At 41.3% G+C, this 24,367-nt stretch carries 21 protein-coding genes; 11 read left to right on the top strand and 10 right to left on the bottom strand.

What is annotated here, in order from left to right:
• The first annotated feature begins 409 nt into the window (after positions 1–409).
• The gene (locus tag IF202_RS17280) at positions 410–1,405 is read left to right on the top strand and encodes a phosphotransferase (RefSeq protein WP_191596161.1); all 996 of its coding nucleotides are present in this window, start codon (positions 410–412) and stop codon (positions 1,403–1,405) included.
• Here IF202_RS17280 and hrpB read toward each other — a convergent pair.
• The gene (gene hrpB / locus IF202_RS17275; RefSeq protein ID WP_191596160.1) at positions 1,391–3,910 is read right to left on the bottom strand and encodes an ATP-dependent helicase HrpB; all 2,520 of its coding nucleotides are present in this window, start codon (positions 3,908–3,910) and stop codon (positions 1,391–1,393) included. The two genes, IF202_RS17280 and hrpB, sit on opposite strands and share 15 nt — an antisense overlap.
• A 163-nt stretch (positions 3,911–4,073) precedes the next feature.
• Between hrpB and IF202_RS17270 the strand changes: the two genes are divergently transcribed.
• From IF202_RS17270 to IF202_RS17255, 4 genes are all read left to right on the top strand, one after another.
• Positions 4,074–4,961 carry an AEC family transporter gene (locus IF202_RS17270; protein WP_191596159.1) on the top strand — a complete coding sequence of 296 codons (888 nt, stop codon included), beginning with the start codon at positions 4,074–4,076 and terminating at the stop codon, positions 4,959–4,961.
• An 18-nt stretch (positions 4,962–4,979) separates the two neighbouring features.
• Complete coding sequence (locus IF202_RS17265; RefSeq protein ID WP_191596158.1) at positions 4,980–5,528, top strand: mechanosensitive ion channel domain-containing protein; 549 nt, start codon at positions 4,980–4,982, stop codon at positions 5,526–5,528.
• 84 nt (positions 5,529–5,612) lie between these two features.
• Complete coding sequence (locus IF202_RS17260) at positions 5,613–5,888, top strand: hypothetical protein (RefSeq protein ID WP_191596157.1); 276 nt, start codon at positions 5,613–5,615, stop codon at positions 5,886–5,888.
• 107 nt (positions 5,889–5,995) lie between these two features.
• Complete coding sequence (locus IF202_RS17255; protein ID WP_191596156.1) at positions 5,996–6,826, top strand: ion transporter; 831 nt, start codon at positions 5,996–5,998, stop codon at positions 6,824–6,826.
• A gap of 8 nt (positions 6,827–6,834) precedes the next feature.
• On the opposite strand, the gene IF202_RS17250 is transcribed toward IF202_RS17255, so the two are convergent.
• Positions 6,835–7,734, bottom strand: coding sequence for an EamA family transporter (locus IF202_RS17250; protein WP_191596155.1), 900 nt, complete (start codon positions 7,732–7,734; stop codon positions 6,835–6,837).
• Positions 7,735–7,892: 158 nt separating this feature from the next.
• Positions 7,893–9,233 (bottom strand): glutamine synthetase family protein, encoded by a 1,341-nt coding sequence (locus tag IF202_RS17245; protein ID WP_191596154.1) that lies wholly within the window; start codon positions 9,231–9,233, stop codon positions 7,893–7,895.
• A gap of 169 nt (positions 9,234–9,402) precedes the next feature.
• On the opposite strand from IF202_RS17245, the gene IF202_RS17240 reads away from it, so the two are divergent.
• The gene (locus IF202_RS17240; RefSeq protein WP_191596153.1) at positions 9,403–10,686 is read left to right on the top strand and encodes an NAD(P)/FAD-dependent oxidoreductase; all 1,284 of its coding nucleotides are present in this window, start codon (positions 9,403–9,405) and stop codon (positions 10,684–10,686) included.
• 7 nt (positions 10,687–10,693) lie between these two features.
• Here the strand turns inward: IF202_RS17240 and IF202_RS17645 are convergent, their stop codons facing one another.
• Genes IF202_RS17645 through IF202_RS17230 form a run of 3 tightly spaced genes read right to left on the bottom strand, consistent with a single transcriptional unit; the run spans position 10,694 to position 13,262 of the window.
• Positions 10,694–10,828, bottom strand: a complete 135-nt coding sequence (locus tag IF202_RS17645) for a hypothetical protein (RefSeq protein WP_268926187.1) — start codon at positions 10,826–10,828, stop codon at positions 10,694–10,696.
• Positions 10,828–11,853 (bottom strand): cytochrome d ubiquinol oxidase subunit II, encoded by a 1,026-nt coding sequence (cydB, locus tag IF202_RS17235; RefSeq protein ID WP_191596152.1) that lies wholly within the window; start codon positions 11,851–11,853, stop codon positions 10,828–10,830. The genes IF202_RS17645 and cydB overlap by 1 nt, the downstream gene beginning before the upstream one ends.
• Complete coding sequence (locus IF202_RS17230) at positions 11,853–13,262, bottom strand: cytochrome ubiquinol oxidase subunit I (protein ID WP_191596151.1); 1,410 nt, start codon at positions 13,260–13,262, stop codon at positions 11,853–11,855. Before IF202_RS17230 ends, cydB begins: the two co-directional genes overlap by 1 nt.
• Positions 13,263–13,623: 361 nt before the next feature.
• Here IF202_RS17230 and IF202_RS17225 point away from each other — a divergent pair, with 361 nt between their 5' ends.
• Both IF202_RS17225 and IF202_RS17220 read left to right on the top strand, forming a co-directional pair.
• Entirely contained in the window at positions 13,624–15,522 is a 1,899-nt protein-coding gene (locus IF202_RS17225) for an ATP-binding protein (protein ID WP_328797242.1), read from the top strand.
• Entirely contained in the window at positions 15,509–16,879 is a 1,371-nt protein-coding gene (locus IF202_RS17220) for a sigma-54-dependent transcriptional regulator (protein WP_191596150.1), read from the top strand. The genes IF202_RS17225 and IF202_RS17220 overlap by 14 nt, the downstream gene beginning before the upstream one ends.
• 14 nt (positions 16,880–16,893) lie before the next feature.
• Here the strand turns inward: IF202_RS17220 and IF202_RS17370 are convergent, their stop codons facing one another.
• The 4 genes from IF202_RS17370 to xseA form a co-directional block, all read right to left on the bottom strand.
• On the bottom strand, positions 16,894–17,124 hold the full coding sequence (locus IF202_RS17370; protein WP_206705562.1) for a hypothetical protein: 231 nt from the start codon (positions 17,122–17,124) through the stop codon (positions 16,894–16,896).
• Positions 17,125–17,241: 117 nt separating this feature from the next.
• Positions 17,242–18,075: a KAP family P-loop NTPase fold protein gene (locus IF202_RS17365; RefSeq protein WP_206705561.1), complete on the bottom strand. Its 834-nt coding sequence runs from the start codon at positions 18,073–18,075 to the stop codon at positions 17,242–17,244.
• A gap of 69 nt (positions 18,076–18,144) precedes the next feature.
• On the bottom strand, positions 18,145–18,621 hold the full coding sequence (locus tag IF202_RS17360) for a P-loop NTPase fold protein (protein WP_206705560.1): 477 nt from the start codon (positions 18,619–18,621) through the stop codon (positions 18,145–18,147).
• 125 nt (positions 18,622–18,746) lie between these two features.
• Positions 18,747–20,099, bottom strand: coding sequence for an exodeoxyribonuclease VII large subunit (gene xseA, locus IF202_RS17210; protein WP_191596149.1), 1,353 nt, complete (start codon positions 20,097–20,099; stop codon positions 18,747–18,749).
• 92 nt (positions 20,100–20,191) lie between these two features.
• On the opposite strand from xseA, the gene guaB reads away from it, so the two are divergent.
• The 3 genes from guaB to sfsA all read left to right on the top strand — a co-directional run bounded on the left by guaB (position 20,192) and on the right by sfsA (position 24,194).
• A complete protein-coding gene (gene guaB, locus IF202_RS17205) occupies positions 20,192–21,658 on the top strand; it encodes an IMP dehydrogenase (protein ID WP_191596148.1) in 1,467 nt (488 codons plus the stop codon).
• Positions 21,659–21,787: 129 nt separating this feature from the next.
• A complete protein-coding gene (gene guaA / locus IF202_RS17200; RefSeq protein ID WP_191596147.1) occupies positions 21,788–23,365 on the top strand; it encodes a glutamine-hydrolyzing GMP synthase in 1,578 nt (525 codons plus the stop codon).
• 109 nt (positions 23,366–23,474) lie between these two features.
• Complete coding sequence (gene sfsA, locus IF202_RS17195) at positions 23,475–24,194, top strand: DNA/RNA nuclease SfsA (RefSeq protein WP_191596146.1); 720 nt, start codon at positions 23,475–23,477, stop codon at positions 24,192–24,194.
• Positions 24,195–24,367: the final 173 nt, after the last annotated feature.

Raw genomic sequence — 24,367 nt, 5'->3', positions numbered from 1 at the left:
TCGTCGTCAAGCTTGAATTAAGAGAAGCCCCGTTCTGCTATGCAGGACGGGGTTTTTTCGTTTTGGGTTGGAATAATAAAATTTAATAGAAGTAAAAATCCTCAAAATCTATTTAAATTAGAGAAAACTTAATTGATATAGAATTTAATTTCGCACTTGCATAATATTTTTTGTAGGATTAATGCTTATAATAGACAGAGGGTAAATGGATTTACCTTAGCCTCCAGGATGGAGGCTCTGTCGCTTTTCAGGATGATTTAACGTTGCAAGGATGCAGCTGAAAAACCCTTCACTTTGGCTATTATAATCTGGTCACTATTGTTTAAAATTGTCTTATCTCCAAACTATTCTTTACTTTTACATTCAGGCTTTGCAAACTTTCTGTCTTATTTATTAGTTGAACTATTTTATGACTCCAGAAATATTTATAAAACGAGCGCTAAATGCTACATGTGTAAAACGTGAAGAGGTGGTTCAAGGTCTATGGAGTGGCTACGGGGAAATCGTTCGTTTCTCTATCGAGATATCAGGTATGGTTGATAGTGTGATTCTTAAGTCTATTCAACTAGGTCAAATCCAAAATCATCCTCGTGGCTGGAAATCGAACTTCTCGCATCAACGTAAGTTAGATTCTTATCAAGTTGAATCTAACTGGTATCAACATTGGGCTGAGTCTTGTGGAAATGATGAACGAGTCGCTAAGCTACTTGGTCATTGGCAAAGTGAGACTAAGATCTATTTGTTACTAGAGGATTTAGATTTCAATGGTTATTCATATCGTTGTACTCGGCTTCAGGTTGAAGAGGCCGCCGTTGTTTTACATTGGTTAGCGAACTTTCATGCACGTTTTATGAAGACTGATTATCAAGAGAGTCGGCCTGACGGTTTGTGGAAAAGAGGTACTTATTGGCATTTAGCAACACGTCCTGATGAATGGAAGACAATGGAGAGTGGTGATTTAAAAGATGCCGCAAGCAAGTTAGATGGAAAATTAAAGAATGCAAAATATCAAACTTTGGTACATGGTGATGCGAAGCTAGCGAATTTTTGTTTTAGTAGCGATTTACGATCAATAGCAGCAGTCGATTTTCAATACGTTGGGGTAGGTGTCGGTGTTCAAGATCTTGCGTATTTTTTAGGTAGTTGCTTTGGAGAAATAGAGTTAGAAAGACACTTAGATTACTTTCTTGAAATTTACTTCTCTGAATTATCCCGCTGTATATTGTCTATGGGAGAGTCACCAGATGTTGCGGATGCGGTTTCTCAAGAATGGTGTGATCTCTTTCCTGTGGCATGGGCAGACTTCCATCGTTTCATTATGGGATGGTCGCCAACACACAAGAAAAATACAGCCTTTAGCCGAAAATTGACTCAGCAAGCGCTAGAGCAATTAGGACGATCGTAACGCTCTATTTGTCTTAGATGTTGCTTGTGCTTCCATTGGATTTTCTGGCCATGGATGCTTGGGGTATCGCCCTCTCATTTCTTTACGAACTTCTGGATAAGCCTCACGCCAAAAAAAATCTAAATCTTGAGTGACGGCCAAAGGTCGTTGTCCAGGAGATAAGAGTTCAATACGTATGCTTTGGCCAAAAACAGTTGGGCTACTGGTGCAACCAAACATTTCTTGTAACTTCACTCTCATGGTTGGTACTAATTCACAATAATCAATTACGTGATTAGAGCCTGATGGCACTGTGATTCGAGCAGGAACTTGTTTATTAAGTGATTGCTGTTGCTGCCAATCTAATTGGTTTAAGAGAATGTCTGCAAGTGGCAATTTATTTAGAGATTGTTGATTCGTTACTTTACTCAAGTAGGGTGTTAGCCACTCTTCCAATCTTTCCAATAGAGAGTCATCAGAACAATTAGGCCAAGGTGTACTTTTTCCATTTTGAAAAGCAAGCTGCATACGAGCTTGAATTTGTAGACTAGTGTCATCCCACGGTAATACGTTTATTCCTTCCTCTTTAATATATTGGCAAACTGCATCGCATATCGCTGCCGTTGAAGGGGAGGGTAACCTTTTAGAGTCAATCAGAACCTTGCCAATCCAGCGTTGAGATTCACTCACTATTCTTCCATCTTTCTTTGACCAAGCGGTGTGTTCTCGAGTGATATAAAGCGCATCGAGCATTTCAAATTTAATAGGAATACTGAGAAATATTCGATCTTCATTTGAATCTTTATGCCCACCAACATCTAAAGCAATGATCCATTCACTTTGTGCACAAGGGTCATGAATTGGCAAAGAGGCTTTTCGACCATTGGCAAGCTTATAATAAGCTTTGTCTTGATCGTTATTTAGTCTTTGAGCAATTCGATCTGTAAAGGCTGGGGTTAATAATAGTGCTGGATCTTTTTTATAAAAATTAAGGTTTTTATTGATGTCTAACTTATCTAAATTTAGTTTCTGGCTACGTCTTTCCCATTGCTGCTGAGCTTTTGTATAAGTTTGTTTTGGCCGTTTACTTTTTATATTCAGCTCACCTTCTAACCAAGATAGCCGATCTAAAAGGTTACTATTATGTTGTGTGAATGGGTCGCCTTCAGACAGAATAGTGCAAATTGCACTGGCTATTTTACTGCTGTTGTTGAGTGTACCTTCGATCAAAATACGAGCTAAGCGAGGTTTAATCCCCAGCATGCCCATTTGCTCGCCTTGGCTGGTTAATTGTAATGAGTTTTGTTTTTTTAGTGCACCCAGATTAATAAGTAAATCAACCGCTTGTTGCCAATGACTTTTTGGAGGAGGCGTTATCCAATCTAATTCCAAACGCTCTTGCGCTCCCCATTGTGCTAAATCCATCACGAGACTACTAAGATCACTGATCTCTATTTGAGGTTGAGCTTCTACAGCGAGTCGAGATTGTTGTTCTTTACTCCACCAACGATAACAAATCCCTGCTTCTGTTCGACCTGACCGTCCCATGCGTTGAATACTTTCTGCTTGAGTTACTCGTCGAGTATGAAGTCGAGTGGTAGCTGTATTTGCATCAAAGCGTGCTTCTCTGCTTAAACCTCCATCGATGACAACACGAATCCCTTCGATGGTTAAACTGGTTTGAGCTATGGCCGTAGCCAGTACAATTTTACGCATGGGGGGAACAGCAGGTTCGATCACAGCTTCCTGTTCTTTCAGGTTTAATTCGCCATAAAGCGGAAGAATACTCACGTGAGTTTCATTGGCTAAACGTTGCTGGAGTTGAGTGGCTGCACGACGTATTTCTCTTTGACCGGGAAGAAACACTAACAAACTGCCTGATTCTTCATGAAATGCTTGGAGTGTTAGTCGAACGACTTCATCAGTAACGTCATCATTTTTTAATGATTTATTAGCGTAGCGCATTTCAATAGGAAAACTACGGCCTTGGCTGGTCAGCGTAGGACAACGTAAGCGCGATTGAAGTAGCTCTGTATCAAGTGTTGCGGACATGACTAATAGTTTGAGTGGGTTGTCGTCGCGGTACAAATCTCTTGCTTGTAAACATAGCGCAAAAGCCAAATCAGAATGAAGGTTTCGCTCATGGAATTCGTCGAATATGACTAGTGCAATATCGTTTAAACTAGGGTCGTCATGCAGCATGCGAGTTAAAACGCCTTCAGTAACGACTAGAACTTGGGTACGACTACTTTCTTTTCCTTCATGACGAATTCGATATCCTACACGTTCACCAAGAGGTTCTTTTAATGTATCTGCAAGGCGTTTTGCTGACGTTTTGGCTGCTAACCGCCTTGGTTCCAACATGATGATTTTTCGGCCTTTTAACCAAGATTCATCCATTAGGGCAATAGGAACCACAGTGGTTTTACCAGCACCAGGTGCGGCTTCTAAAATAGCCTCATGATGCTGTTGAAGTTGTTCTTTCAACTCAGGAATCAATTTATAAATTGGTAGTTCGATAGACATAACAGAGCTCGTTGTTGTACTTCGTCTATGATAGCGTTTTTCGTGTCACTGTAGGTTCTATTATGCTAATTATAAGAAAAACAATATTCTATTTTCTAAGCACACTATTGGTGTTAATGAGTGTTAGGAGTAAGCTAAATCTTGCTGTAAATAAAGGACTTTCATGGACACTTCTGCAATTGTCTCTCAAATATTTAATGTCATATCCCCTTTAGCTTGCATCGTCCTTGTGGCGTTTTTCTATGCACGGGCTAGGCCTACCGACATGGGGGTGGCGAATCGTTTAAATGTTAATGTCTTTTCTCCTGCGTTAATATTTTCAGTCATGTCGGCGAAAGATTTCCATATCGCTCAATATGTAGACTTGATATTAGCGGCAAGTGTTGTTGTTCTTGGTTCTGGTTTGCTTGTTTGGCCTTTGTGTAAGGTGTTGAAAATTGCTCCTAAAACCTTCCTACCGCCAATGATGTTTAGCAACAGTGCTAACTTAGGTGTGCCTCTTATTGTTTTAGCGTTTGGTGATGCGGCTTTACCGGTTGGAATTGTATTATTCTTAACGGGTGCCTTGTTACATTTCACGGTTGGGATGTATATGGTGAATGAAAAGGCGAATCCGCTTTCTATTTTAAAAAACCCAATGATTATTGCCACCATAATTGGTTTGATTTGGTCGTTACAAAGCTGGACTCTTGTTCCTGCTCTTAAAATCCCTGTTGATATGTTAGGCCAGATAGCCATTCCATTAATGCTTTTTGCATTAGGTGTTCGTATGACAAGTATGGACTTTAGTCAATGGAAATTGGGTGTCATTAGTAGCATCATAGGCCCACTAGCAAGTGTTATTATTGCAGTGATTTGGCAATATTTTGTAGGGATGTCATCAGAATATTTTGCCTATCTATTGCTGTTCGCTTGTTTACCTCCTGCAGTACTGAATTACATGATAGCTGAAATGTATGACCAAGAGCCTCATAAAGTGGCTTCTATTGTCATGATTGGGAATCTGATGAGTTTAATTATTATACCTTGCGTATTGTTCTACGTTTTATAAATTGAGGTTAGAAAAAATATGATACTGAAAATAGGCTTAATCGTTTTATTGGCTGTTGTGTATGTTGTAGCAACTCGCTTTTTAAAATCTAGCATTGCATTACTCGGTCAGAAAAAATCAGTTAATGAAGTACGAATTACGTACGTTTCTAAAATGTTAAATCTGGGTTTTACTGCGCTTTTTGTCTTATTAGTTTGTTTGGTTTTGGGTATTGGTTATGGGCAATTAGCTATTTTTTTCTCGTCTGTATTTGCAGTTGTCGGAGTTGCTTTATTTGCTCAATGGTCTATTTTAAGCAATATCACCGCAAGTCTGATTATCTTCTTTAGTTTTCCTTATCGAGTCGGAGATTGGGTTAAGGTCGTAGATAAAGATGATGAGGTTTTGGGGCAGATCATAGAAATATCGACTTTTCATGTGATTATTCAGCGCTTATCTAATGACATAGTAACGTATCCGAATAATCTGATATTACAAAAAGCGGTTGTGCGTTTTTCTGATAAGAAAGCAGCTCAGGCCATGAGCCAGTTTAAAACGGAAGAAAAGGAAGAGATCACTCCTCTATAGTTTTGAACAAAAAACGATCAATTTTTTAAGATCTCATTTTGTTATGGCATACTAAGAAGCTTCCATCTAATGAAGGAGATTCTTATGCAATCAGATCCAGATGCCTTATTAAAAAATAATAGAGAGTTAATTCATTCAGAGGCCATGAAAGTAAAATCTCATGTGCAGCGACCTCAAGAAGATTGGATCCTACATACTCTTATGATTGAAGGCTACGACGTACCTTTCCGATTCAAGCGTCAAGGAAAGTATCGCACTCTATTAGGTTCTCGCGTTAATCTTACTTATTACCCTTCTCAAGAAACTGTCGCAGGAATCTCAGTCGAAATCATGAAAGTTGTAAGAGTTAAGCGAACCTAATTACTCAGTTTTGCTTCTCAGATATCTTCTGCTTTTAATCCTGATGCTATCAACATAATATGGCGTCATCTGTATTCCAGTGATTTAAATATTAGGTGCAAAAAATAATGGGAAAGAGTCGTTCAGGTGGTTTGCTTGGTACTATGAAACGTATTGAGAGTAGCGTTTGGTTTCAGGGTTTTATAATTAGTATTATTATTGTGGCCGCATTAACAGTAGGCGCAAAAACCTACTCTTTACCATATGGTGTTGAACTTGGTATTAACTATTTAGATAACTTTATTACTGTCTTTTTTCTGGTCGAACTCTCTCTGCGTTTTATAGCTTGTGACGATAAACGTAGATTTTTGAAAGATCCTTGGAACCTGTTTGATAGTGTTATCGTGATCGGTAGTTTGATTCCGATATCGGATACTGACATGATTCTCGTGGCGCGATTATTACGTGTCTTTCGTGTTCTGCGCTTAGTGTCTGTTATTCCAGATTTACGTTACCTGATTAATGCATTGCTCAAAGCCATTCCCAAAATGGGCTACATCGCTTTGCTCATGTTTATTATTTTTTATCTTTTTGCTGCGGTTGGTTCGATATTCTTCAATGAAGTGAATGAAACGCTATGGGGTGACATTGCTATTTCTATGTTGACCTTGTTCCGTGTTGCGACGTTCGAAGATTGGACTGATGTAATGTACGAAACGATGGAAGTTTATCCAATGAGTTGGATCTTCTACATCATATTTATTTTCTTAACGGCCTTTGTTTTCTTAAATATGATGGTCGGTGTTGTATTGGACGTTATGACAAGGGAAACTGCCGAGAAAGAGCAAGAAAATCAAGATAACCATCATCATGCTTTGGTTGCTCAGATTTCTGACCTGCAAGCTCAGGTGGCTCGTTTGTCAGATAAAATAGATTCTCAGAATGATAAACCCAAATAGGCGTTAAATTAAGTAGCGCTGGTTTGGCTTTTTTTAGTTAACCAGCGTCCACCTAGTGTATTCAGTACTAAGCCAGCTAACACCAATAAAATTCCTATCCACTGAATGTGACTAATTTGTTCGTTTAATATCAATGCTGCTGAAGTGAGCCCCACAACAGGTACGCCGAGTGCCAGTGGCGCCACAGTACCTGCAGGATAGCGGGATAATAAATAGTTCCATAAGCCATAACCACAAACTGTTGCGACAATAGACAAGTAGGCTAAGGTTGCCGCAGTTTTCCAATTGATACTGGTGATGTTCTGCCACATAACATCGCTGCCATCTATGAAGTAGGCGCTTAGAAAGAAAGGCACTGGCGGAATCCAACAAGACCAAATGATAAGGTTTACGTTCGCATCATAGCCTTTTTTGCTGATGGTTTTGGTGAAAATATTACCCAAGGCCCAGCTTGAAGCACCAGCTAGTGTGAGTGCAAAACCGAGTACCGTCATAGTCGTGTTACCACCGTTTAAGCCAATAACAGCCAGGCCACCTGCCGCAATACTAATCGCGATCAGTTGATAAGGTCGAACGTATTCCTTTAAGAATAGAACGGCGAATAAAAGCGTAAAAATAGCCTGAGACTGTAACACCAAAGAAGCGAGCCCCGCAGGCATACCAAAATGCATAGCGGAGAATAGAAAAGCAAATTGTCCAAAATTAAGGGATAGCGCATAGCCTGCTATCCAGAGCCAAGGTGTTTTTGGTCGAGAAAAAAAGAAAGAGCCAATCACCGCAATAATAAGAAATCGGAAACCACCTAACATCATAGGTGTCATTTCATCTAACCCCCAGCGAATGGCTATAAAATTAAGCCCCCATGCAAAAATAATCGCTAGGCCGAGTAACATATCTTTTGGGGTCATGAGAAGCCTTTATGAATCAATCATTATGGTAGCCTGATACTTTACGGTGTTTATAAAAGCTTGCCTATGTACAGGTAGGGCAATAATAAAAGATACAGATAAAAAAAGACCGCAATAGCGGCCTTTTATAATGAGGTTTACGAATAGCTTAATGAGTTTTATACATTCAACAAAAGATGCTCTCGTTCCCAAGAGCTGATTACTTTGTTGAATGTTTCAAACTCTGATTTTTTCACGCCGATATAGGCATCTACAAAGCTTTGTCCCATGATCTCGCAAAGCTCTGGGCAGTCTTCTAATAATCTTAGTGCTTCTTCAAGTGTTCGAGACAATTCTACGCTGTCATTTTCCATTGCCGCAGCGCCTGAAGTAGGTTCTGTTGGGCGAAGCTTTTCTTTCATTCCTAGATAGCCACATGCCAAGCTAGCAGCGATTGCTAAGTATGGATTGCAATCAGCCCCTGGGAAACGGTTCTCTATTCGAGTGGCTTCTGGCGTAGAATTTGGAACCCGTAAACCAGTAGTACGATTATCTATTCCCCATTTCATATTCATTGGGGCCGCTATTTCAGGAGCGAAGCGACGATAAGAATTTACATTAGGTGCAAAAAAACTGATCGCATTTGGTGTGTACTTCTGCAGGCCGCCCATGTAATGGTAAAACGCATCACTGAATTCACCATCTTTCGTAAAGATATTTTTTCCTGTTTTAATATCAATAATACTTTGATGAATATGCATCGCACTACCTGGCTCATTTTGCATAGGTTTTGCCATAAATGTAGCGCAAATATTATGTTTCAAAGCAGTTTCACGTAATGTTCGTTTAAATACAAAAACTTGGTCCGCTAAATCTAGGGCATCGCCATGTAGGAAATTGATTTCCATTTGAGCCGCACCAGATTCATGAATCAAAGTATCTACATCTAAATCTTGAGCTTCACAGTAAGCATAAAGTGTATCAATAACTGGATTAAATTCATTTACGGCATCAATACTGTAAGAGCGACGTGCAGTTTCTCGTCGACCTGAGCGACCTTTAGCTGGTTTTAGTTCGTAATCTGGGTCATCGTTTTGCTGTAATAAATAGAACTCAGCTTCTGGGGCAATAACAGGACGTAAGCCATCCGCTTCATACAAGGCTAAAACACGTCGTAAAATAGTTCGGCTTGATAAAGGGTGTAAGTTGCCTTCAGAGTCGTAACAATCATTAATTAGTTGAGCTGTTGGCTCGTCGGCCCAAGGTACAATTCGTAAGGTGTTGGTATCTGGAACTAGGATCATATCCCTGTCACGAGCATCAATTATATCGTAGTGATTGTAAGCGTAATCCCCGGTGACACTTTGTACCAATAATGTTTCAGGTATACGCCCGCCGTTTTCTGCTAAAAACTTACGCGTTGGGTAGAACTTACCTCGAGCGTTGCCTGTCATATCTGCTAATGTAGATTCGATTTCTGTTATTGAGTGTTTTTTCAGAAAATCTTCTAGCACGCCCATGGTTCACCTTCCATTATATTTAAGTCCTATTATTAGTAGCATTCTTTTAGGTAATGACCCATACCCCCTAGGGGGTAGCTCTTTTTTTTGTCGAATTTAGTTTAATTAAATAGCTCTAATTTTAAATGAATTTTATCCAATAAAACTGTGTTTTTTCCAGGGAGTAAAAATGAATAACGAAGGTTTTGAAGCGTCGTATTATGCTCAGAGCGCGAATGAAACGCTGCATTTTTCTCCACCTATGGAAGATCATGAAACTGACGTTTGTATTATAGGCGGAGGCTTTACAGGTCTATCTTCAGCACTCCATCTTGCCAAAAAAGGTTATAAAGTGACCTTGTTAGAAGCTCATAAAGTGGCTTCAGGTGCTTCTGGACGTAATGGCGGACAACTGTGCCAAGGTCACAATATTGACCATGAAAGCCTATGCCGTAAAGCGGGTAAAACAAATGCTGATGCCCTTTGGGAGATGTCTGTTGAATCTGTAGAGTTAGTTCAATCTCTCGTTAAAGAACATCAAATAGACTGTGATTTGAAAATGGGCTTGTTACATGTGACGTCTAAAGCATCACATGTCAAACATGCACAAGAAACTGTTGAATATACAAACTCGGTGCTTGGCTATGAATCGGTTCAGTTTCTTGATGCTCAATCTGTAGAAGACAAATTAGGGACTAAAAGTTACCACGGTGCAGAATATTATACCGAAGGAGGTCACCTTCATCCGTTAAATTATGCATTAGGTCTGGCCAAAGCCGCTCAATCGTATGGTGTTAATATTTGCGAGAATACGCGAGTAATTGATTATCAAGCGGGCAATGCACCAAGTGTTACCACAGCCAAAGGCACGGTTCGTGCTAAATTTATTGTGTTTGCTTGCAATGGCTATTTAGGAAAGTTGAGTCCTGATGCGGCTAAGAAAATCATGCCAATTAATAATTTCATATTAGCAACAGAACCTTTATCTGAAGCTATTTATAATAAAATAAATCCTCTTGATGTCGCTGTTGCTGATTCGAAATTTGTAGTGAACTACTTTCGCTTATCTGCTGATAAACGCATGTTATGGGGCGGTGGAGAAAACTACCGATCACGTTTTCCAAAAGACATTGGATCTTTCGTTAAGAGGCATATGTTAGCCGTTTATCCCGAGCTTGAAAGTACAAAAATAGACTACAGTTGGGGTGGAACATTGGCAATTACTCTTAACCGCATGCCTTATTTTGCCCACCAAGAGAAGAATGTTTTTATTGCTCAAGGTTATTCTGGCCATGGTGTTGCTCTTTCTACTCTCGGAGGCAAGCTTATTGCCGAGGCAGTCAGTGGGACAGCAGAAAGGTTTGATGTTTTTTCCAGCATACCTAGTGCCAACTTCCCCGGTGGTACTTTGTTACGTTGGCCGGGGTTAGTCGCTGGGATGCTTTATTATAAATTACGAGACCAACTACCTTAGGCTTGGGCTAAGGTAGTCCTGTCATGAGTAATTTAATCCCATAAGATGTAGAAAGTACGGCGATGAAACCTGCTCCATAAAGCAATAAAAACCATTGCCAGGATTTAAGTTCGGCGAGCTTATCTTTCAGTCGTTTAGCCATTAATAACCCTCCTGATAATCTTCTACTTTCCCTGCAAAAACACGATATCCCCAAAAGGTATAGGCGCAAATTAAAGGGACGAAAATACACACGCCAGGCAGTAAAAATAACAAACTAGAATCTGGTGACGCTGCTTCCATAAAAGTCAGCTGTCTTGGAACCAGATAAGGAAACAAGCCAACAACTAATCCCGCAAAACCCAGTAAAAATAATGTAGCGACGGCCCAGAAAGGACGACTTTCATTTGAGCCGCCACTGTTTCCATGTGCATGTAAGTCTTTCCATGCCAACCTAGCAGCGACGAGAGTCAGTAAGGGTAAAGGCGATAGTAATATAAAGTTATAATCGCTAAACCAGCGCTCGCGAATCTCTACTTCATTGATGACAGTCCATAGACTAACAATGGCCATTGCTAAGATTGTTAGGATCAAAAGGCGTTTGCCTAGAGTGGCGGCATGCTGCTGAATTCGACCGCGACTTTTCATAAACAAATAACAAGCCGCCAAGAGTGAATAGCCTGCCATCACAGAAAATCCTGTTAAGACCGAGAAAGGCGTTAGCCAATGCAAGCTGGATAAGCTGCTTGTTTCTAGGTTACCAGTAACCGCAGGAACGCCTTGAATCAAAGATCCTAGCAGCATACCTTGGCAAAATGCAGCAATCGCTGAACCTGCACTGAACGCCAAATCCCAATAAGGGCGGGACCGATCAGATTTGAAGCGATACTCAAATGCCACACCCCGAAAAATCAATGCGAACAACATCAACATAATCGGCAAATAAAAGATGGATAGAATATCTGCATAGGCGGCAGGGAAGGCTGCAAACAGAATCACACCACCAAACACCAACCAAGTTTCGTTACCGTCCCAAACGTGTGATATAGAGCGCATTAAATGATCGCGCTCGCCGTCTTGATTAAACCAAGGATAGAGAATTCCAATGCCTAAATCGAAACCGTCCAGTAAGACATACATAAAAATAGCGAACCCTAATACGAGGAAGTAGAAAAAAGCTAAGTCCATTATTTATCTCCCTGTTCTTTGTTTTGTAAGGTTTTTACCCAAGCCAGTGCATAACCCGGTGCTTTCATACCGATTAACTGCTGTTCTAGTGTTTCCATGGATGGTGGGCCCTTCTTGATCAGCTTACGCATAAAATAGATGTAAACACCGAGTAGCAGGGTGTAAATAATGACAAACATGATTAAGGTAAATAACACCCGTTCTGGTGGTAATGGGGAAACTATCTCTGACGTACGCACTAAGTTATAAACAATCCAAGGTTGACGACCAATTTCAACAACGTACCAACCAGCTAATACTGCAATGACGCCCATCGGTGTAAAGAAAGTCACTAAAGCGAGGAAAGGTTTGTTTTCGAATAAACGGTCTTTGCGACGTAATAACAGCGCCAAAACAGAGATGCCCATCATCCCAAAACCAATGCCAACCATCACACGAAAAGACCAAAAAACTAAAGGTACATTAGGTCTATCTTCGGGTGGAACAGCTTTTAATCCCTGAACTGCGCCATCCCAAGAGTGCGTCAAAATCATACTGCCAAGGTTAGGTATGCCAACTTCGTAATCATTGGATTCGGTGTTCATGTTTGGCATTGCGAACAATAACAAAGGCACATTGGCTTCTTCTGCCGGCCAAATGCCTTCCATTGCTGCAAGTTTGGTTGGTTGATGTTGTTGTACGTTTAAACCGTGCATATCACCAATCCACGCCTGTAGTGGTGTTAATACCAAGGCAAACCACATACACATAGATAGGCCTTTTTTTGCAAAAGGTATGTGTTGTTTTTTCAGTAGGTAATATGCACTAATCCCTGCGACAACAAAGGTCGCTGTAATAAAAGACGCCACAACCATATGAGTAAATCGATAAGGCATAGATGGATTGAAAATTATCGCCATCCAGCTTTCTACTTCAAACTTACCATTGATTATTTTGTAACCTGCTGGTGTTTGCATCCAAGAATTCGCCACGATAATCCAAAATGCCGAAATCCAAGTACCTGTCATGACTACGAGTGTTGCGAAGAAATGCAGTTTTCTACCAACGCGCTGCCAGCCAAATAGCATGACACCTAAAAAACCTGCTTCCATAAAAAAAGCAGTCAGCACTTCATATGCCATTAATGGCCCTAATATGGCACCGGTCATTTCTGAAAATTTAGAAAAATTAGTCCCAAATTCATAAGATAAAACAATGCCAGATACCACACCCATACCAAAGGTAATGGCGAACGGCTTGATCCAAAATTTAGCGAGTTGAAGATAATAGGGGTTGTGTGTTTTTAGCCACATACCCTCCCAAATCGCAATTAAGGTCGCCAGACCAATCGTGATACTGGGAAAAATGATGTGAAAACTCACCGTAAAAGCGAATTGAATACGAGACAAAATTGCAACGTCGAGTTCCATGGTCCTACCTGAAAATAAATAGTTAAGAAAAGAGTTTTAAAAAATGTCGTTTATTAATCGTTGTTTTTAATCTTGAGGGTTGTTCGTATTTGCTGAAAAGCCAACGGTAATAATGCCAATCCCATAATGCTAAAAAGGGCGATGACTTCTGTCATAAAAAAACCAGTATTCATAATGTGTACTCCAGTAACATGGAAAAAATTGATATAGATCAAATATTACTAAGTGAATTAGCAAGTGATAGGCCAAGTTTTAGGTGTTTTTATCCTACTGATTTAAAAAGGAAATTTTTTAATTTTGCGCGATGCGTAAAAGAGGTTTACGATTTGAATACTTTTTGGTGTAAACGAGGTTTACAGTAGTGACAATTTCATTGATGTTTGAAATAGCCATGTTGGTGTCCAGTGTTTGTGGCGTCTTGGTTGCGGCTTGGTTGTTATGGCGGGCAGGAAAACAAGGCGATCTTCAGGCGTTGGCAGGTTTTGCCATTATGATGGCTATTTGGTGTTTTGGTCATGTTGCCTTGTTTCAGGGTTATGAGCGAGTGGGCATTTATATTATTTTGGCTAATCCTTTAATGCCGACTTTTTTCCTGCACTTCGCTATTTGTTTCGTGAATTCTGGCCCTGCTAAAGAAGAGATGCTAGATCGGCTTCATCAAGCTGTGCCTTGGTTTTATACCACCAGTAGTGTGGTGGTTTTGCAAAGCTGGTGGATGGGAGCGGGTGATGCGATTAGCACATTAGATACGCGACTTTTCTTTATTTTTACCGAAGCAGGGACATGGAATCTAGCTTATACCGTCTTAATAGGCATATTGGCACACGGCGTTTTGTTGTTCGGTTGGTATCGTCATACAGGTAATAGAAAACGCTCTATTTTAGCGATGTTTGGCGTTGGCGCATGGGGGCTTTTATTGGCGACTAGTTTTGTATTCCCTTCCTTTGGCATTAGTTGGTTTCCCTATCCCATGTTGCTATTGCCAACCTATTTACTGCTTCTCGTTTACGGTGTGGTGCGTTATCAAATCCTCTCGGTAAATGCCTTTGCCAATCGCGCTTTACTTTGGGTTGCCATGATGTTGGTAATTCTCTGCTTAATTGCTGTGATCAGTGTGGTTTCTGGACGGGTCGGCTTACAGGCATTGGCTAGCGTTCCTAGTTGGCAGCTGTGGTTGTATTCCTTATTGATGTTGATGATGTCTGCGTTAATTTATCAGCCATTAAACAGGCTTATTTCACGAGTGATTTACCCCGGTGCAGTACTTAATGAAACCGTCTTGGAAACATGGTCGAGTCAATTGAAAGAGGCTCAAGATTGGCCACAACTCATTTCTATAGGTGAACGCTTACTTACTTCACAGGTAAGGCAAAATATAAAAATAACTTTAGAAAATGATCAAGAAGAAAAGAAAAGTGGCAACAATAAAAATGAACTGTCTTTACGAGTATTTCGAACTGAATCAGCTTGGCATTTTTCATTGGTCGGTTGGGAAGATGCCAGCCCAGGAATGCGATTAACTGCTGATGTTTTTGCTTCATTATTTTCTACTAGCTGCGGCTTGCTTGATCGCTCTTTGGCTTTGGCTGCAGCTGAGCGAAAACGTTTAGATGAGCAGCATCTTGTTGAGCTGGGTGGTTTGTCTGCCGCGATGGCTCATGAGCTGCGTAATCCATTAAATATTATTGCAATGGCTGCTTATGATGCGCCGCCAGAAACGCGTCAGCATATTCAAACTCAGTTACAAAGAGCCGATCGATTAGTGAGTGATATGTTGGTGTATTCTGGTGGGCTAAGTTTACAGATTAGCAGAACGCCATTGCACGCCTTGGTGATGAATGTCTTGGCACAAGCGCAGCTTGGAGCGATTAAATACGAAGTGTTAATTGATAAATCTTTAGAACTAGATGTTGATCCTCAACGGCTTCAGCAAGTTTTTATTAACTTGATTGACAATGCTGTGGCGTTCCTGCGAAATCAAAAAGACGCTAAATTAAGTATCGACGCCAGTGTTGAAAAGAACCAAGTTATTATTCAGGTTCATAATAACGGCCCAGAAATTGAACCCAGTTTACAAGAAGATACCTTGTTTCAACCTTTCATTACCAAGCGTGCTGGTGGTAGTGGCTTAGGTTTAGCGATTGTGCGACGCATTGTTGATGCCCATGGTGGCCGAATTCGCCATCGTTCTGATACGAATTGGCCTGTCACTTTCGAAATAGTCTTGCCTCAACGAAAGGAAGAACATGATGCAAAATAAAATTCTACTGGTCGATGATGAACCCGCGTTTAGAGAGCTCGCAAGCCGTTGGTTAGCAAATCAAAATTATCACGTCAAAACCGCGAGTAGCTTAGAAGAGGCTCGTGAAACCATTGCACATTTTGATGCGGATTTGGTGTTGCTCGATTTATCCATGCCGCCGCACTTTGACCCTCAAGTAACATTGGACTCTATGTCAGACTTTGAAGGGCGACCGGTGATCATTATTACGGGTCATGCAGATCGAGACTTAGCACTTAAAGCGGTTGAATTAGGCGCTTGGGATTTTATCGCCAAGCCCATTGATCCTGGCATGTTGGCAGTTGTAGTTCGTCGAGCTATCACCAAAACCACCTTGGAGCGAGAGTTAAACCAGCTTAAAAAATCGACGCAACAAGCTCAAGGTGCGGCGTCTTATATTGGTCATTCGGCCAGCTCTCATAAAATTCGAGCATTAATTGAGCGCATCGCACCAACGAATGTTCGTGTCTTAGTGACTGGGCCATCGGGAACAGGCAAAGAAGTTATTTCGCGAACCTTGCATGATCTCAGTCATCGAGCGACGAAGCCGTTTGTTTCTGTGCACTGCGGTGCGATTCCAGCAGATTTATTGGAAAGTGAATTATTCGGTTACGTAAAAGGCGCGTTTACAGGCGCAGAAAAAGACAAAGTGGGCTTACTCAGTTTAGCGGATGGGGGCACATTATTTTTAGATGAAATCGGCGAAATGCCACTGGCGATGCAAGTGAAACTGTTACGAGTGTTGCAAGAAGGGACGTTTTTCCCTGTTGGAGGTCGAGAGCAAAAGCATATAGACATACGTGTCGTGTCTGCTACCAACGCGGATTTACTTGGCAAGGTTCAAGAGGGTAGTTTTCGAGAAGATTTATACTATCGAATCAAAGGCGTGAACATTGAAACTCAGTCTCTGTCCGAGCGACTAGAAGACGTCCCTGTATTGCTGCAAGCTTTTCTGCATCGTCTGCAATCTCAGCAATCCAAAAACTTACAACTTAGCTCAGAGGCGTTGCAATGGTTTCGAGACCAAACTTGGCCCGGAAATGTACGAGAGTTAAAAAATGCTTTGGAAAGCGTGGCATCCATCTGCCCGCAGGGGCGCATTAGCATGGAAGATATTCAGCTTCTTTATCCTAGTGTTGATCGCATAAGCAATACGCAACTTATCTCTGATTCATCTATGAGTGAAGCCACTTTAGATCAACAGGTTCGAGAATTAGAAATCCGCCTGATTCACCACGCCTTAGACAAGAGCCAAAGCAACCGAACCCAAGCCGCAAAACAGCTTGGCATTTCACGACAAGGACTGATTAAGAAAATAGAGCGATATGGGTTGTGAGGAATGACGCTTAATTAAGCGTCATCGGAACTTGCATCGCCATCGATCCAATCTAAAGCAGAAGCAAGTTCGACATAATCCTTGTATTTCTCTTTTGTTACTTTGGAAAAGTCACCTCGGTGATATTCAGCTTTACACCATAAAAGACCATATGAGACTCCTTCAGCTGGATCTTGTGCAAAATTATTGTGTATTATTTTGTCACTTATAGTTTGAATTGGTGATAACTTAGGTTGTCCAGACATACTACCCAGAAGTCCAGTTAAGTTATTGTTTTGAAATCCTAAATTATTCAGAACGGGAGTCTTAAAGTAGTCTTTGAGATTAAATTTATAAGGTGTTTTAAGGTGTTTTAAGGTGTTTTAAGGTGTTTTAAGGTTTTTTCGTTTTACTCGTTCATAATCGCTTTCAAAAATCGAAATGTAATCTTCTATGTTTATGGTTATTTCTAATGTTTCGTTGTTGTCTTTAAATCTATTTTCGAAGAATTTCCTTAAATCGATATCTTTGACTGTCCCATCTTTATATTTAAAGTCTCCTGAAATAATGTTTCTAAATAGTTCATCATCTTGCTCGTTTATGCAAAGCAATGTTGTGAGCATCAAAATATCAATTTTAGAGTCTTTTGGCATATTGGATAGTGTGGCGATGACTCGATCTGCAATTTGGATGGCGGTTCTTGGAGGCATTTCGAATGCATCTAAAATGACGGCAATATTTCGTAAAGTGACCTTGCCATCTGAATTGGGTGGCAGAATTTTTATGCCTCTTTCTTCTAAAAAATCACCCGATAATTTCGTGTGATCAACATGAACCTCTAAGAAGCTTTTTAAATCTGGCGCTTTTAAACTGAAGCGGCTGTTAAAGAAGCGACCAAGATAAAGTCGAGCATCAAAACCTTCACCATAAATAGCTTTTACCGCGTTTTGTAGTTGTTCTGTATCTGTTGCGACAACAAAGACAATGCCTTTAACGTCGAAAATATGTTTGATGGTTTCCAGCATTTCTACTGCGTAACTTGGGCGACAGCGATCTAACTCATCAATGAAGATAAAAGCGGGAAACTGTAGCTTTTTATGAGCAATAACGGTTTCTATCCATTGTTCTATATTTTCTTTTAATCCTTTAATCGCATTGGACTTTGCGTCATGCTCATTAATAAGGTGTTTAACCATATCCGACGCGATAAGGCTCATATCAATGGGTTTACCGTTTGAGTCTATAACAGGTTCTCCATCAGACCCTTTGGTTTCGATAGATTCACCTTATTCAGATCGCATTATGGCAACTGGATCAATGTCAAAGTAGCGCTTAGCAACACTTCTTGCGAATCCAGGAGCGGCTGCCTTTAATAAACCAATTATTTTATTTGAGACTTTAAAACCAGCAGCGTCTTCTTTCATACCAGCTTGTTCTCTCAGCCGCTTGATCACAGAAGAAATAACCGTCATCAATGGATCATCGGAATAATCTTGTTTCCATGCATCGATGTACACCACAGGGAAGTGAGGCTTTAAGTCTTCCGACCAACGCTTAAGAAAGTAAGTTTTTCCTGAACCCCATTCCGAATTGAGGTTGAGCACATAATTGTGTTTCTTTTCTGTAGAAACGTCACAACCTTGATCAATTAAAAATTGGGTTAAGAACTGCGCGTACTTCACCCGACCGAGTGTGTCTTCTGGAAAGGATTCATCATCTATCGTTACACGGCTAGACCAATTTATAGCGTCTTTCGTAAACATGTTATTGCTTCCTTTTAATAACTATGGATAAAAATAATAAACACAGTGAAGCGACTGTTCGCGCTTGCGCGTGGAGCAAGTGTGTTTATTATTTTGACTAGTCCTGAAAACTACTCCAAGAAAATCTAGCTAATCGCTTTAGTTGTTTTAACAGTACAGCTGACTTCACCATCCTGAACTCTGACTTTAATGGCATCGCCTTTCTCTACATCATTAATAGAACGAATCACTTGTTCGTCTTTCGATGCAATAGCGTAACCTCGAGACAAAGTATTGAGTGGGCTGACAAGATTTAGCTTGTCGATGATGCGAGCAAAAGCGGTTTGTTTGCTGGTTAAATTGTTGCGTAGGGCGTGAGCAAGTCGCGTGTCTATATTGTTGAGCATTTGCCTTTCTTGATGAATGCGACGAGCAGGGCTGTTTCCTTCAAGTCGATGAGCAAGGTTGTTAGTTTTAATTCGCTGTTCTGATACTTTGCGTTGAATGTTTTGTTGTAAACGATGCATTAATTGATTCAGCTGACTTTGTTGTTGGTCAATGCGTTCTTTAGGGTGGCGAATGCGTTTGGTCGTAAAGTCGAGTTGCTGCTGGCTTTGTTCGAGAATACGAGACATGCGTCGAACCAGCTGTTTTTCCTGTTGTTCAATTTGTCGAATCAGTTGGTTGAGATCTGGGCTAAGCAATTCTGCGGCTGCGGTCGGTGTAGCGGCGCGAACGTCTGCGACAAAGTCTGTAATGGTGAAGTCAGTTTCATGACCCACCGCTGAAACAATCGGTGTTTTAGCATGAAATACGGCTCTGGCTAAAGCTTCGTCGTTGAAACTCCATAAGTCTTCCAGTGAACCACCACCACGACCAAGAACGATGGCGTCGAAATGGCCACTGTCATCTGCTCGTTGTAGTTGTCTTAATATATTTTTCGCCGCGTCTTTGCCTTGTACTAGCGAAGGTAAAATGGTGAGCTCCGTTAAGGGGAAGCGACGACGAAAGGCGATGATCATATCTCGCACAGCAGCACCGACAGGAGACGTAATAATAGCAACACGTTCTGGTTTTGTCGGAAGTGGTTTTTTGTGCGAGGCATCAAACAAGCCTTCAAGTTGCAAACTGTTTTTTAAACGCTCAAAAGCCTGTTGAAGTGCGCCTTCACCGGCAGATTCCATGCTTTCAACACTGAGTTGGCAGTCACCACGAGGGCCGTAAAAGGTGACTCTTGCGCGTAATCGAACTTTGTCACCATCTTTTGGGCGAAAGCGTACGGCGTTGTTCTTGCTTTTGAACATGGCGCAACGAATCTGTGCCTTGTCATCTTTCAGGGAAAAATACCAATGTCCAGAACCTGGTTTGGCCAAATTTGATATTTCACCTTCGACTAAAATCCACGGCAAACTGGCTTCAAGTAGCTGTTGTATCTGCTTATTTAGCTGCGAGACGCTAAATGCAGTTTCTTGTGGGGCAGAAGTTGTAAAATTATTCATCAATCTCTCGTGGTTTTGATTTACCGAATGCAACTATAGGAGTAGAATTACTTGCCATCTTAACACCCTTGTTGGCATTGGAAACTCCCCTTATGTTACGTATCGTGCAAGAAGCTCTAACGTTTGATGACGTATTGCTCATCCCCGGCTATTCCGAAGTTCTTCCTAAGGATGTTAGCCTTAAAACCAAGATCACTAAAGACATTGAGTTGAATATCCCACTTACGTCTTCAGCGATGGACACAGTGACTGAACATCGCATGGCGATTGCTTTGGCTCAAGAAGGCGGCATAGGCATTGTGCACAAAAACTTGACCATTGAAGAGCAAGCGCTTGAAGTTCGTCGTGTTAAAAAATATGAAAGCGGCATTGTTCGTGATCTTGTTACTATTGACCCTGATGCAACCGTTAGCGAGCTTATGGCTTTAACTGCTGCAAACAGTATTTCAAGTGTGCCTGTTGTTCAAGGTGCAGACCTTGTTGGTATCGTGACAAGTCGTGATGTTCGCTTTGTAAAAGACTTCGATAAAAAAGTGTCTGATATTATGACGCCGAAAGATCGTCTAGTGACGGCTCTTGAAGGTGCGTCTTCTGGTTCCATCCGTAAGTTGCTTCATGAAAATCGCATTGAAAAAGTGTTGATCGTGAATGAGCAGTTTGAATTACGCGGTATGGTAACAGTAACCGATTTTAATAAAGCGACAACATTTCCAAATGCATGTAAAGACGACCAAGGTCGTTTGCGTGTTGGTGCCGCTGTTGGTACTGGTGCGGACACTGGCGATCGAGTAAAAGCGCTTTCTGATGCTGGCGTTGATGTAATTGTTGTTGATACAGCGCACGGTCACTCAAAAGGTGTTATCGATCGCGTTCGTTGGGTAAAAGAAAACTTTCCTCATATTCAAGTTATTGGCGGTAATATCGCGACAGCTGATGCGGCAATTGCCCTTGCTGATGCGGGTGCGGATGGCGTGAAAGTGGGTATCGGCCCAGGTTCGATTTGTACCACTCGTATTGTCGCTGGTGTGGGTGTCCCTCAAATCAGTGCGGTGGCGAATGTTGCTGAAGCAATGAATTCTCGTGGTATTCCTGTTATTGCGGATGGTGGTGTGCGTTTTTCTGGTGATATCGGTAAAGCGATTGCAGCAGGTGCAAGCGTTATCATGGTTGGTGGTTTGCTTGCTGGTACGGATGAAGCGCCTGGTGAAGTTGTTTTGTTCCAAGGTCGTTCTTTTAAGGCGTATCGCGGAATGGGATCTTTGGGAGCTATGTCTCAGTCTCAAGGTTCAAGCGATCGTTACTTCCAAGATTCAAGCAGTGTTGAAAAGCTTGTTCCTGAAGGTATTGAGGGTCGTGTTCCTTCTAAAGGCCCAATGGCAGCGGTTGTTCATCAGTTGATGGGTGGCGTTCGCTCTTCTATGGGTTATACCGGTTCAGCAGATATTGAAACCATGCGTACAAAAACTCAGTTTTCTCAGATTACGGGTGCTGGTATGCGTGAAAGTCATGTTCATGATGTGACGATTACGAAAGAGGCGCCAAATTATCACGCGGGCTAATCGCTTGATAAATTGACACTTAGATGGGGCGTATACAATACGCCCCATCTTTATTTACTGCTCTTACTACTTATTAATTACTTCTACACAGAAAACTTATTTTCGGTAGGGTGAAAGGAATAGCTAACAATGTCGCAAGATATCCACGCTCATAAAATTCTTATTCTTGATTTTGGTTCTCAGTACACTCAACTGATTGCACGCCGCGTTCGTGAAATTGGTGTTTACTGTGAAGTCCGTGCTTTTGACATGGAAGACCAAGAGGTTATTGATTTTGCTCCTAAAGGTATCATCTTAGCTGGTGGTCCTGAGTCTGTTCCTGAGCCGGGTTCTCCTCGTGCTCCGGAAGCAGTGTTTACTTTAGGTGTGCCAGTTTTCGGTATCTGCTACGGAATGCAGACCATGGCCGAGCAGCTTGGTGGAAAAGTTGAAGGTTCTAGTGTTCGTGAATTTGGCTATGCGCAAATTCGTAAGCATGAAGGTCCTGCGCTGTTTGATGGAATTCAAGATCATGTTGCAGCTGATGAATCTGCGTTATTAGATGTTTGGATGAGTCATGGTGATAAAGTGGTAGAAATGCCATCTGACTTCACATTAATGGCGTCGACTGATAGTTGTGCTATTGCGGCAATGGCAAACGAAGATAAAAAATTCTACGGTGTTCAGTTTCACCCTGAAGTGACACATACCCTACAAGGTGGTGCAATCCTTTCTCGCTTTATTATTGATATTTGTGGTTGTGACACTTTGTGGACACCAGCAAACATTGCAACAGACGCAATTGAAAGAATGCGTGAGCAAGTGGGAAATAAACAAGTTCTATTAGCTCTGTCTGGTGGTGTTGATTCTTCTGTTGTAGCGGCTTTGTTGCATAAAGCGATCGGTGACCAGCTGACGTGTGTTTTCGTTGATAATGGTTTGCTTCGTTTACACGAAGGTGATCAAGTAATGAAAATGTTCGCAGATAACATGGGTGTGAAAGTAATCCGCGTTGATGCTGAAGATCTTTTCCTCGGTCGATTGAAAGGCGAAGCCGATCCAGAGAAAAAACGCAAAATCATCGGTAACAGTTTTATTGAGATCTTCGACGAAGAGTCTTCAAAACTGGATAACATTGAATTTCTTGCGCAAGGTACGATTTATCCAGATGTTATCGAATCTGCAGCATCTAAAACAGGCAAAGCACATGTTATCAAATCCCACCATAACGTAGGTGGTTTACCAGATGACATGAAGATGGAGTTGGTTGAGCCACTTCGTGAATTGTTTAAAGATGAGGTGCGTAAATTAGGTGTGGCACTCGGTTTGCCTCATAGCATGGTTTACCGCCATCCATTCCCTGGTCCAGGTTTAGGTGTTCGTATTCTGGGTGAAGTGAAAAAAGAATACGCTGATATTCTTCGTCGTGCCGATGCTATCTTCCTTGAAGAATTGCACCGTTTTGGTTGGTATGAAAAAACAAGCCAAGCGTTTGTTGTCTTCTTGCCAGTTAAGTCTGTCGGTGTGGTGGGTGATGGTCGTCGTTATGAATACGTTGTCGCGCTTCGTGCGGTTGAAACCATCGACTTTATGACAGCTCGCTGGGCGCATCTTCCATATGATTTATTGGAAACGGTATCTGGTCGTATCATCAATGAGATTGAGCATATATCTCGTGTTGCTTATGATGTTTCATCTAAGCCGCCAGCAACGATTGAGTGGGAATAATTCCTTCTCGTTAATTGTTTGATTTGAGCTCAGAGATAAGCGGCTCTCTTTATAGTTAAAGAGGGCCGTTTTTGTATTTATTGCATGAGAAGTACATAGGAGAAGTGAGGTGGACTTTCCAGTTTCATTAATTGAAGGTCGATTGATTAAGCGTTATAAGCGTTTTTTATCTGATATCCAGTTATCTAATGGTGATGTGGTTGTCGCGCATTGCCCTAATACCGGGTCAATGAAGCGTTGCCAGCAAGATTATGCTCGTGTGTGGTTATCTAAAAGTGATAATCCAAAGCGTAAGCTTGGTTATACTTGGGAGTTAGTTGAAATAGATGGCGAGCATCTAGCCTGTATTAACACGGGTTATCCAAACAAGTTGGTGGGTGAGGCAATCGCGAATGGCGTTATTTCTGAATTGAACGGCTATGCGGCGCAGAAAGCGGAAGTAAAGTATGGCCAGAATAGCCGAATAGATTGGTTGCTTACTCATGAAGATGGCCGCAAGTGTTATGTGGAAGTGAAAAATGTCACCTTGTTAGAAGAAGATGGTAATGGCTATTTTCCTGATGCGGTGACAGAGCGTGGCCGTAAGCATCTTTATGAGTTAGCAGATATGGTTGCGGAAGGTCATAGAGCGGTAATGTTTTTTTGCGTTAGTCACACGGGGATTAATTCTGTTTCTCCTGCTGGGCATATTGATAAGAAATACGCGGATGCTTTTAAAGAGGTTCTAGCGAAAGGTGTTGAAGTGTTGGCTTATAAGGTTGATATAAATCAGCAGGTCATGGTTGTATCGCATTCGATTCCTGTGACGGATACAGAGTTTGTTTGTTAGTAACCTGAAAAAGCTGAATTTTGTTCGATAAATATACAAAACAATGACCTTCTACTGCCTAGCTGATCGTTTATTAATCGAATATTAGAGTTTTACGAATTAAACGCTATTAATTGGTCTTTTTTCGTTAAAAGGGTTGCACAAAATCTGTAGATCCTTAATATACGCCCTCG

The organism is Marinomonas colpomeniae, assembly GCF_014803385.1.
In the GTDB taxonomy this organism is placed as follows: Bacteria; Pseudomonadota; Gammaproteobacteria; order Pseudomonadales; family Marinomonadaceae; genus Marinomonas; species Marinomonas colpomeniae.
Note: the sequence above shows the minus strand (reverse complement) of the source record. Positions and strands in the feature narration are given on the sequence as shown.